Origin of the sequence: Cellulomonas avistercoris (assembly GCF_014836445.1) — a bacterium.
GTDB lineage: Bacteria > Actinomycetota > Actinomycetes > Actinomycetales > Cellulomonadaceae > Cellulomonas > Cellulomonas avistercoris.
On the sequence record NZ_JACSQV010000002.1, the window covers coordinates 34,177 to 43,643 of the forward strand.

9 protein-coding genes are annotated in these 9,467 nt (G+C 74.5%); 4 read left to right on the forward strand and 5 right to left on the reverse strand.

Going from position 1 to position 9,467, the window contains the following annotated elements; all coding sequences use genetic code 11:
• Positions 1-28: 28 nt before the first annotated feature.
• On the reverse strand, positions 29-1,087 hold the full coding sequence (locus H9657_RS19500) for a CPBP family intramembrane glutamic endopeptidase (RefSeq protein ID WP_191780033.1): 1,059 nt from the start codon (positions 1,085-1,087) through the stop codon (positions 29-31).
• Positions 1,088-1,189: 102 nt separating this feature from the next.
• Here H9657_RS19500 and H9657_RS02505 point away from each other — a divergent pair, with 102 nt between their 5' ends.
• From H9657_RS02505 to H9657_RS02515, 3 genes are all read left to right on the forward strand, one after another.
• On the forward strand, positions 1,190-1,579 hold the full coding sequence (locus tag H9657_RS02505; protein ID WP_191780034.1) for a hypothetical protein: 390 nt from the start codon (positions 1,190-1,192) through the stop codon (positions 1,577-1,579).
• Between the two features lie 86 nt (positions 1,580-1,665).
• On the forward strand, positions 1,666-2,919 hold the full coding sequence (locus tag H9657_RS19505) for a sensor histidine kinase (protein ID WP_191780036.1): 1,254 nt from the start codon (positions 1,666-1,668) through the stop codon (positions 2,917-2,919).
• Positions 2,916-3,614 carry a response regulator gene (locus H9657_RS02515; protein ID WP_191780038.1) on the forward strand — a complete coding sequence of 233 codons (699 nt, stop codon included), beginning with the start codon at positions 2,916-2,918 and terminating at the stop codon, positions 3,612-3,614. Before H9657_RS19505 ends, H9657_RS02515 begins: the two co-directional genes overlap by 4 nt.
• A 94-nt stretch (positions 3,615-3,708) precedes the next feature.
• Here H9657_RS02515 and H9657_RS02520 read toward each other — a convergent pair whose 3' ends face one another.
• Positions 3,709-5,358 carry a GH39 family glycosyl hydrolase gene (locus tag H9657_RS02520; RefSeq protein ID WP_191780040.1) on the reverse strand — a complete coding sequence of 550 codons (1,650 nt, stop codon included), beginning with the start codon at positions 5,356-5,358 and terminating at the stop codon, positions 3,709-3,711.
• Between the two features lie 196 nt (positions 5,359-5,554).
• Between H9657_RS02520 and H9657_RS02525 the strand changes: the two genes are divergently transcribed.
• A complete protein-coding gene (locus H9657_RS02525) occupies positions 5,555-6,649 on the forward strand; it encodes a YihY/virulence factor BrkB family protein (RefSeq protein WP_191780042.1) in 1,095 nt (364 codons plus the stop codon).
• 22 nt (positions 6,650-6,671) lie between these two features.
• Here the strand turns inward: H9657_RS02525 and ligD are convergent, their stop codons facing one another.
• The 3 genes from ligD to H9657_RS02540 form a co-directional block, all read right to left on the reverse strand.
• Positions 6,672-8,342: a non-homologous end-joining DNA ligase LigD gene (ligD, locus tag H9657_RS02530; protein ID WP_263598861.1), complete on the reverse strand. Its 1,671-nt coding sequence runs from the start codon at positions 8,340-8,342 to the stop codon at positions 6,672-6,674.
• Positions 8,323-8,460, reverse strand: coding sequence for a hypothetical protein (locus tag H9657_RS02535; RefSeq protein ID WP_191780046.1), 138 nt, complete (start codon positions 8,458-8,460; stop codon positions 8,323-8,325). The genes ligD and H9657_RS02535 overlap by 20 nt, the downstream gene beginning before the upstream one ends.
• A gap of 161 nt (positions 8,461-8,621) precedes the next feature.
• The gene (locus H9657_RS02540) at positions 8,622-9,458 is read right to left on the reverse strand and encodes an SDR family oxidoreductase (protein ID WP_191780048.1); all 837 of its coding nucleotides are present in this window, start codon (positions 9,456-9,458) and stop codon (positions 8,622-8,624) included.
• Positions 9,459-9,467 lie beyond the last annotated feature (9 nt).

The following is a 9,467-nucleotide window of genomic DNA, read 5'->3' on the forward strand; positions in this document are numbered from 1 at the left end:
CACGGAAGAGGGGTCACCTGTACTCCTGTCACGGCCGCGGTGACGCAGGTCCCCCGACGTCGGGGCGCACGTCCCGCGCGGGGGCGTCCGGGAGCGACCACGCTGGCCCGCCCGACGGCCCGTACGGGGCCGCCGCCGGGGTGGCCACGGCGGTCGGCGCGGGCGCCGTCACCACGCGCACCGAGGCCACGCGCGAGCGCCTGACCAGCACCTCGACCAGCCCGACGTAGGCCAGCGTCGACGCCGTGGACACCGCGAGCGCGTCCGGGCCGATGTCGACCAGGTCGAGGTCGGCGAGGCCCACCGACCCCAGTGCGAACACCACGAGGTTGTTCACCACGTGCGCCGCGGCCGCCGCCTCGAGACCACCCGTACGCCACACGAGCCAGCCCATCGCGAGCGCCCAGACGGCGGTGTCGACCATCGCCAGCCCGACGTAGGTGTGCCCTGCGACGAACAGCGGCACGGGCAGCACGATCGCGACGGCGGGGTGCCTCGCCCAGGCGCCCAGCGTCTGGACGAGGTACCCGCGGAACACGACCTCCTCGGCCACGCACTGCGCGGGCACCAGCAGCAGGACGAGCCCGAGGAGCACCCACGTCGTGTCGTCGACGCGCGGCTGCCACGGTGTCCCCTGCGCCGCCGCGATCGCGAGGTCGGCCCCCTGGACGACCAGCGCGAGCACCGCGGACAGCGCGAGGCAGCGCAGGGCCCAGCCCCAGCGGACGCGCCCGGCGACGGAGGCGAGCAGGCCGGTGGGCCGCGCGCCCAGGAGCCGCGTCGCGACGACCACCGCGGGCAGCATCGCGATGATCGTGAGCATCCCGACCGTGAAGGCGAGGGGGTCGCTCAGGTCGAGCACGTCGAGGCCCGCCAGGGCGTCGAGCCCGCCCGGACCGGACGCCAGCGCCGCGACGGCGACGAGCACACCGCCCACGGCCAGCAGGACGACGAAGAGCGCGCCGGCCACCACCCCGACGAGCAGGGGCCGCCACCAGCGCGACCCCGGCCGGGTGCGCCCCAGCCGGTGGTAGGCGTAGACGCCCGGCACCTCGTACGGGTCGACGACGACGTGCGCGCTGCTCACCGCACCATCCTGACCGGTCGTCACCCGCGGCACATCGGTCGCGCGGCCGAGCGCTCGGGATTCCCCTCCCCCCGGCCCGCACCGCGCGCCTACGATCGCCGGATGCCGGACGAGACCTGGGTCGAGCACCGCCGCAGCGGTGACCGCGAGCTGCTGGGCTGGGTGCGCCCGGCGGGTGAGGGGTTCGTCGCCGTCGACCGGCTCGGGCGTGACCTCACGGGCCCGCTGGACTGGACGGACGCCGAGGACGCGCTCGAGGCCCACGGTCTGCACTGGCTCGCGGAGCTGTGGCAGCTCACGCACGACGACGGCACGGTGGTGCGGGTCCGGCTCGTCGAGGTGAGCCCGACGCGGGTCGTCGTGAAGCAGGACGACCTCAACGCGGTCGGTGAGGAGGCGGCGCCGACGTGGACGCTGCCGTTCCCGGCGCCGCCCGCGCTCGCGCCGTTCGCGGGTGACGCGTTCACGTTCGACCCCGGCTGGGGCCGCTGACCAGCACGGGGTGACCCTCGGCACGGTCCGGCGAGTCGTCCGCGCGACCGATCCGGCGCCGCCGCGCCGCGACCTAGCATCGCCACGTGACCTCGACGGACCCCACCGCGCCGCCCTCGCCCAGCCGGGCGCGGCGCACGTGGGCGCACACCTGGCGGCTGCTGCTGGCGCTGGTCGTCGGCGGCTCGTCGGGGCTCGTCGTCTACGGCGTCGGCATGTCGGGGATGGCCGAGCTCGACGTCCCGCCGACCGCGGCGGCCTGGGTCTTCGTCGACCTCCTGTGCCTGCTGGTGTGCGCGCCGCTGTACGTCCTGCGACGGCGCGCACCGCTGGTGATCACGGGCGTCCTGGTGGTGCTCGGGTCGTTCTCGCTGTTCTCCGCGGGTCTCGTGGTCCTGGCCGTGGTGTCCCTCGCGACGCGGCGCCGGTGGCTGGAGATCGGCGCCGTCTACGCGCTGTGGTGCGGGGCGGGGCTCGTCAGCGAGCGGGCGTTCAGCCAGTGGGTGGTGCCGACCGAGGCCCTGCCGGGGCAGAGCCTGTGGGCGATCGCCGCGCAGCTGGTGTTCAGCGCGCTCGTCGTCGTCACCGGCATGTTCATCGGTGGCCGGCGCGCGCTCGTCGCGTCGCTGCGCGAGCAGGCCGCCATCGCGCGTCGCGAGTCCGACGCGCGCGGCGACAGCGCCCGCGCGGCCGAGCGCAACCGCATCGCCCGCGAGATGCACGACGTGCTGGCCCACCGCCTGTCGCTCGTCGCGCTGCACTCCGGTGCCCTGGAGTACCGCGCCGGGCTCGACCCGGAGCAGGTCCGCGAGACCGCCGCCGTCGTGCGGGAGAACGCCCACGAGGCCCTCGGCGAGCTGCGCGAGGTCCTGGGCCTGCTGCGCGACACCAGCGCCGCGGACGAGAGCTCGCGCCCGCAGCCGACGTTCGCGCAGGTGGGCGAGCTGATCGAGGGGACGCGCGCGGCGGGCTCGCCCGTGACGTTCGTGCTCGACCGCGTCGGTGAGGACGACCTCGCGCGCCTGCCCGTCTCGACCAGCCGGCACCTGTACCGCGTGGTGCAGGAGACGCTGACCAACGCCCGCAAGCACGCGCCGGGCGCACCCGTGCACCTGCGCCTGCACGGCGCGCCGGGCGAGCGCATCGCCCTCGAGGTGACCAACCCCGTGCCGGAGCAGGAGCCGGCCACCCGGCTGCCGACGTCCGGGTGGGGCCTGACGGGCCTGTCGGAGCGGCTGCGGCTCACGGGTGGGGAGCTCGACGCGCGCCGGCGGGCCGACGGGACGTTCATCGTGCAGGCCTGGCTGCCCTGGGCGGCCGCGACGGAGGGACAGACATGACGACGACGACGGCGCAGCACGCGGCGGGACAGGCCGTGCGACCGACGGTGCGGGTGGTGCTGGTCGACGACGAGACGCTCGTGCGCGTCGGCCTGCGGCTCATCCTGGGGGCCGAGCCGGCCATCGAGGTCGTCGGGGAGGCCTCCGACGGGGTGGACGCGCTCGACGTCGTACGACGCACGTCCCCCGACGTCGTGCTGATGGACATCCGCATGCCGCGCCTGGACGGGCTCGCCGCGACCGAGCAGCTCCTCGCGACGCAGCCCGACGCGCGCGTCGTCATCCTCACGACCTTCGACACCGACGAGATGGTGCTGGGTGCCCTGCGCCTGGGCGCAGCGGGCTTCCTGCTCAAGGACACCCCGCCCGCCGAGATCGTGCGGCACGTGCTCGACGCGGGCGCGGGGCGCACGACCCTGTCGCCCTCGGTCACCGACCGCCTCATCGCGTCGGTCACGCAGCGCCCGCGCGACGAGCGGCGCACGGCCGCGCGCGAGTGCCTCGACCAGCTCACGGACCGCGAGCGGGACGTCGCCCGGGCCATCGGCCGCGGGCTGTCCAACGCCGAGATCGCGTCGGAGCTGTTCATCACGGTCGCGACCGTCAAGACGCACATCAGCCGCATCCTGGAGAAGATGCCGGCCGAGAACCGCACCCACATCGCGATCTGCGTGCACGAGGCCGGGGACGTCTGAACGCCGCCGGGCGCCGCGAGGTGCCCGTCGCCCGGCGGGTGGTGCAGCGGCCGCGCCCGTCGAGGACGCCGAGGAGGACGGGCGCGGCCGCGGTTCAGGCCGCCGGACGCGGCCCCGCCTGGACGATCCCCACGACCGCCCACGGCGGCAGGTCGAGGTCGATCTCCAGGACGCCGTCGTCCGACGCGGTCAGCGTGCGACGCAGCAGGTCGTCCGCCGCGTCGCGCAGCGCGGCCGTCTGCGGCAGCGTGAGGTTGATCGGCTGCCCCATGGCGTGCCACGCCTCGGCGACGTTGCCGTGCTCCCAGTCGAGCTGGACGAGGTCGAACGTGGCCCCGGCGGGCAGCCCCGCGACGGTGTGCGTGACCCGTCGGGGCGTGCCCACGTCGGCCAGGCCGCGTGCGGCCGCGTACGTGTGCTGCGCGCGGACGGAGCGTCCGCCCATCTCGTCGGGGTAGTGGTGCAGCACGCCGGCGACCCGCCCGGTCGCGCTGTCCCGCGTCAGGACGCCGTGCGGCAGGTCGGCCAGGACCTCGTCGCCGAGCTGCGCGAGCATCGAGAACGCGTGAAACGTCGGCTTGTGCAGGCCCTGCTCGTTGACGAGCCCGAAGCCGCCGTGGAACGGCCCGAGGCCCGCGCCGCCCTCCTCGAAGACGTCGGTGAAGGTCCAGTACGAGATGGAGTCCGCGAGCGACGCGCAGCGCAGGTAGGCGCGCGTGATGTACGTGGCGGCGAACAGCGTGTCGTGGCTGCGGTCGCGGCTCGACGGCGACGTCGACCACTCGGTGATGTGGATCTCGGCGCCCGCGTAGGGACTGTCCGCGACGATGCGCTGGAGCAGCGTGAGGTCGTCGTACGTCGCGTCGACGTACCGGCTGATCTCCTTGGCGCCGCCGCTGGGCGTGGCCGCGTAGTCGGTCGGGTACAGGTGCGCGGTGAAGAAGTCGACGGGCAGGTCGCGCTCGTGGCACCAGGCGATGAACTCCTCGACCCACACGGGACGCCAGTCGAGCGCGTCGGGGTCCTCGGCCTGGCCGGTGGCGATCGACCTGCTGCTGTCCTCGTACTCGCCCGCGTAGCGGTCGTCGGGGACGAACACGCTGGTGGACGGGCCGCCGACGAGCAGGCGCTCGTCGATGGCCTTGATCGCCCGGACGCTCGCCTCGTAGAGCTCGAAGTACTGCGTGCGCGTGCCGGTCCAGAACAGCGGCACGAGGTTCGGCTCGTTCCACACCTCGAACCGCCACTGCAGCACCTCGTCGATGCCGTACCGCTCGATCCAGTGCCGCACGCTCGCCGCGACGAGGTCGGCCCAGCGCCCCATGTCGTTGGGCGGGCTGCAGTGCGCCTTCCACCAGAACAGCGTCTCGGTCTGCGTGGCCAGGTCGCGCGGCATGAAGCCGAGCTCGACGAAGGGCTTCGCGCCCGTCCCCAGGATGAAGTCGAAGACCTTGTCGACGTAGCTGAACGTGTGGACGGGCTCCGCGAGCGGCGTGGGCGGGCCGAAGCCGCCGCCCCCGCCGTCGTTGCCGCGGTACACGAACATGTCGTCGTGGAAGAGGCCGTGGAAGCGCACGTACCGCGCGCCGAGCACGTCGACGGCCTCCCGGAAGTGCGCCTGCCAGTCGGCCCGGAGCGCCTCGTTGGCACGGCCCGCGCCGACGCACTGGTTCCACACGTGGTGCAGCCGGCGCCCGGTCGAGGGTGCGCCGTCCACCGTGGGCGTGGACGTGCTGACGTGCATGACTTCTCCTCGTCGAGAGCCGGGCGGTGTCGAGCCGGACGGTGTCGCTGCACGGTCGGCCCCCGCACCATATGAACGTTAAAGCAGCGGGTCAAGCGAGCCGCGCGACGGCCGGCCCGGTCGCTGCGCCGTGCGGGCGAGGTGGATCCGCCGCATGCTGGCACGGAGCGGACGACCGATCCGACCGGGAGGGCTCATGACCCGCACGACCCCCGCTCCGGCGGACGACGCCCCCGGCGCCGCCGCCCACAAGAGCGACGCCCCCGCCCCCGACGACCCGCGCAAGCCGGACTCCCCCACCCAGCTGCACCGCCGGTCCTGGGTGTACGTGCTGCGCACGACGGTGCGGGAGTTCCTCGGTGACCAGTGCACCGACCTCGCGGCCGCGCTGACCTACTACGCGGTGCTCGCGCTCGCGCCCGCGCTGCTCGCGATCGTCTCGCTGCTCTCCCTCGTCGACCGGCCGGACGACGTCATCGACGGCATCGTCGAGCTGGGCGAGGGCGCCGGCGCGGGTGAGCAGGTCGAGGGCATCCGCCCCGTGCTCGAGAACCTCAGCGACGCCCCCGCGGCCGGCCTCGCGCTCGTCGTCGGTCTCGTCGTCGCGCTGTGGTCCGCGTCGGGGTACGTGGCCGCGTTCAGCCGCGGCATGAACCGCGTCTACGAGGTCGACGAGGGCCGTCCGATCTGGAAGCTGCGGCCCGTGCTGCTGCTGCTGACCGCCGCGCTCGTCGTGATCGCGGTCGTGGTCGTGGCGCTGCTGGTCCTCTCGGGGCCCGTCGCGGAGAGCGTCGGTGAGGCGATCGGCCTGAGCGGGACCGTGGTCGACGTGTGGCAGGTCGTCAAGTGGCCCGTCGTGGTCGTCCTCGTCGTGGTCGCGATCGCCGTGCTGTACCACTGGACGCCCAACGTGCGGCAGCCGAGGTTCCGGTGGCTGAGCCTCGGCGCGCTGCTCGCGCTCGTGGTGTGGGTGCTCGCGACGGCCGGCCTCGGGCTGTACGTCTCGCGGTTCGCCAGCTACGACGAGACGTACGGGTCGCTCGCGGGCGTCATCGTCCTGCTGCTGTGGCTGTGGCTGACCAACCTGGCCCTGCTGTTCGGCGCCGAGCTCGACGCCGAGCTCGAGCGCGGGCGCCAGCTGCAGGCCGGCATCGAGGCCGAGCGCAGCATCCAGCTGCCGCCGCGGGACACCAGCGCGAGCGACAAGCGCCGCGACAAGCTCGAGAAGGACGTCGAGCAGGGGCGGGCGCTGCGGGAGGCGGCGTCGCGGCGCCACCGCTCGGAGCCCTGACCCCCCTCGCCGTCCCGCGCCGTCAGCGCAGGGGCGGGAGCACCTGGTCGCCCGCGAGCACGCCGTGGAACGGGTCGCCGCGCTCGGCGACCCGTTCCAGGACCGTGCGGACCGTGAACGCGTCGGGACGCAGCCACGGCTCGTCGAGCTCGTCCCACGTGATCGGCGCGGAGACCGGCGCACCCGCGGCGGCGCGCGGGCTGTACGGCGCCACGAGCGTCTTGTTGATCGCGTTCTGCGTGTAGTCCAGGCGGGCCTGCCCGCCGCGCTCGCGCACCTCCCAGCGCCAGCTCACCAGGTCGGGGACGACCTTGCCGACGGTGCGCGAGAGCCGCTCGACCCACGCGCGCGTCTCGTCGAACGACGGCCCGACGGCGACCGGCACCCACACCTGGATGCCGCGCCGGCCCGTGAGCTTGGGGAACGCCTGCACGCCGACGTGCGCGAACGCGTCGCGGTGCAGCCGGGCGAGCAGCAGGACGTCCTCCCAGGCGGTCGCGGTACCGGGATCGAGGTCGATCAGCGCGTAGGTCGGCAGGTCGGGTGCGCTGGTCCGGGACGTCCACGCGTGCCACTCGAGGGCGCCGAAGTTCGCGGCCCACACGAGCGCGGCCGGCTCGTCGACGACGAGGTACGTGGTCGACTCGCCGGGGTCCGCGTCAGGCCGGTCCCAGCGGGGCACCCAGTCGGGCGCGTGGTCGGGGAGCTGCTTGTGCCAGAACCCGCGCGTCGCCGCGCCCTGCGGGAACCGGTGCATGTTGAGGGGGCGGCCCGCCAGGTACGGCAGCGCGACGGGGGCGATGCGCGCGGCGTACCGCAGCAGCTCGCGCTTGGTCACCGGCGGCTCGTCGTCGCGGCCCGGGAAGAGCTCCTTGTCGAGGTTCGTGACGCGCAGCCGGCGACCGAAGACCTCCCACGTGCCCGACGCGCCCAGGTCGTCCAGCGCGGCGAGCTCGTCGTCCGACGGGCCCGCGACGTCCGGCACGGCCGGGTGCGTCTCGACCTCCGCGCGGTCGGCCGGGACACCGGAGCGCCACAGGCGGTCGGGCGCCGCCGCGACCTCGTCGTTGGTGCGCCCGGACACCACGGACGTCGGGTGGTCCTCGGCGTCCCAGCCGTCGACGGCGTGCTCGTCGCGCTTGTGGAACATGAGCCACTGCTCCTTGCCGGAGCGCCCGTCGTCGCGGCGCACGAGCAGGAACTTGCCCCGCAGCCGCTCACCGGAGAGCTCGGCGTGCAGCTGCCCGCCGCGGACCTCGGCCGCCGGGTCGTCGGTCTTGTACGGGCGCCACGTGCCGCGGTCCCACACGATCACGTCCCCGCCGCCGTACTGCCCGTGCGGGATCACGCCCTCGAACGCCTCGTACTCCAGCGGGTGGTCCTCGACGTGCACCGCCATGCGGCGCGCGGCGGGGTCGAGGGTCGGGCCCTTCGGCACGGCCCAGCTGACCAGGACGCCGTCGATCTCGAACCGCACGTCGTAGTGCAGCCGGCGGGCACGGTGGCGCTGGACCACGAAGCGACGCTCGGGGCCGTCGGACGGCTCCGGGGCCGCACCCGCGGGCTCGGCCGTGCGCGTGAAGTCGCGCATCGAGCGGTAGGTGCCGAGCGCGTCGCCGTCGTCCGGCGTGCCGGGAGTGTCGGGCGTGCCGTGCGTGTCGCGCGCGACCGCGTCACGCCTCCGCGGCGTCAGGGTCCTCCTCCGGCTCGAACGAGCTCGGCTCGTCGGTCGTCGTGCCGCCGACGCCGTCGTCGGACAGGTCCTCGGCGTCGGTGCTGCTGCCGGTGCGGCCGTCGTCGGTCTCGCTCACGGGGTGCCTCCTGCGGTTCGTGGTCCGGCCAGCGTGCGGCGGGCGCGGACGCACCGCAACCGCTGCGCCCCGCGCGGCCCGCACGACGTGGGGGGGTGGCGGCGCGCCCCCCCGGCAACCCCTCACGCACTGCGTGCCGCACGCCCCGCGGTGCGGGGGGGTCACGGGGTCGGGGAGCCGCCGTTGACGTTGAGCGTCTCGCCCAGGACGTAGCTCGACTCCGGCGACGCCAGGAAGACGTAAGCGGGCGCGAGCTCGGTCGGCTGCCCGGCGCGACCCAGCGGGACCGACTGGCCGAACTCCGGCAGCTGCTCGGGCATCTGACCGCCCGACGGCTGCAACGGGGTCCAGATGGGCCCGGGGGCGACCGCGTTGACGCGGATGCCCCGCGGCGCGAGCTGCTGCGCCAGGCCCTTGGTGAAGTTGTTGATCGCGGCCTTCGTCGACGCGTAGTCCAGCAGCGTCGGCGACGGCTGGTACGCCTGCACGGACGTCGTGTTGATGATCGCCGAGCCCGGCTGCAGGTGCTTGAGCGACGCCTTGACCAGCCGAAACATCGCCAGGATGTTCGCCTGGTACGTCGACTCGAGCTGCTCGTCGGTGATCTCCTCGATGCTCTCGGTCGCGATCTGCTTGCCCGCGTTGTTCACCAGGATGTCCAGGCCGCCCAGCGCGTCCACGGCCCGGTCGACCACCCCGGCGCAGAACTCGGGGTCCGTCAGGTCGCCCGGCAGCAGCGCGGCCGTGCGGCCGCTCTCGGTGATGATCCGCTCGACGTCCCGCGCGTCCTCCTCCTCGGCCGGCAGGTACACGATCGCGACGTCCGCGCCCTCGCGCGCGAACGCGATGGCGACCGCCGCGCCGATGCCGGAGTCACCGCCGGTGACCAGCGCCTTGCGGCCCGTCAGCCGGCCCGTCCCGCGGGTAGGAGGTCCTCTCGCACGCCTCGGCGTCCTCGGGCGTCGTCCCAGTCCGTGCAGGCCTGCGCCCCCGCGCATCCGGACGTC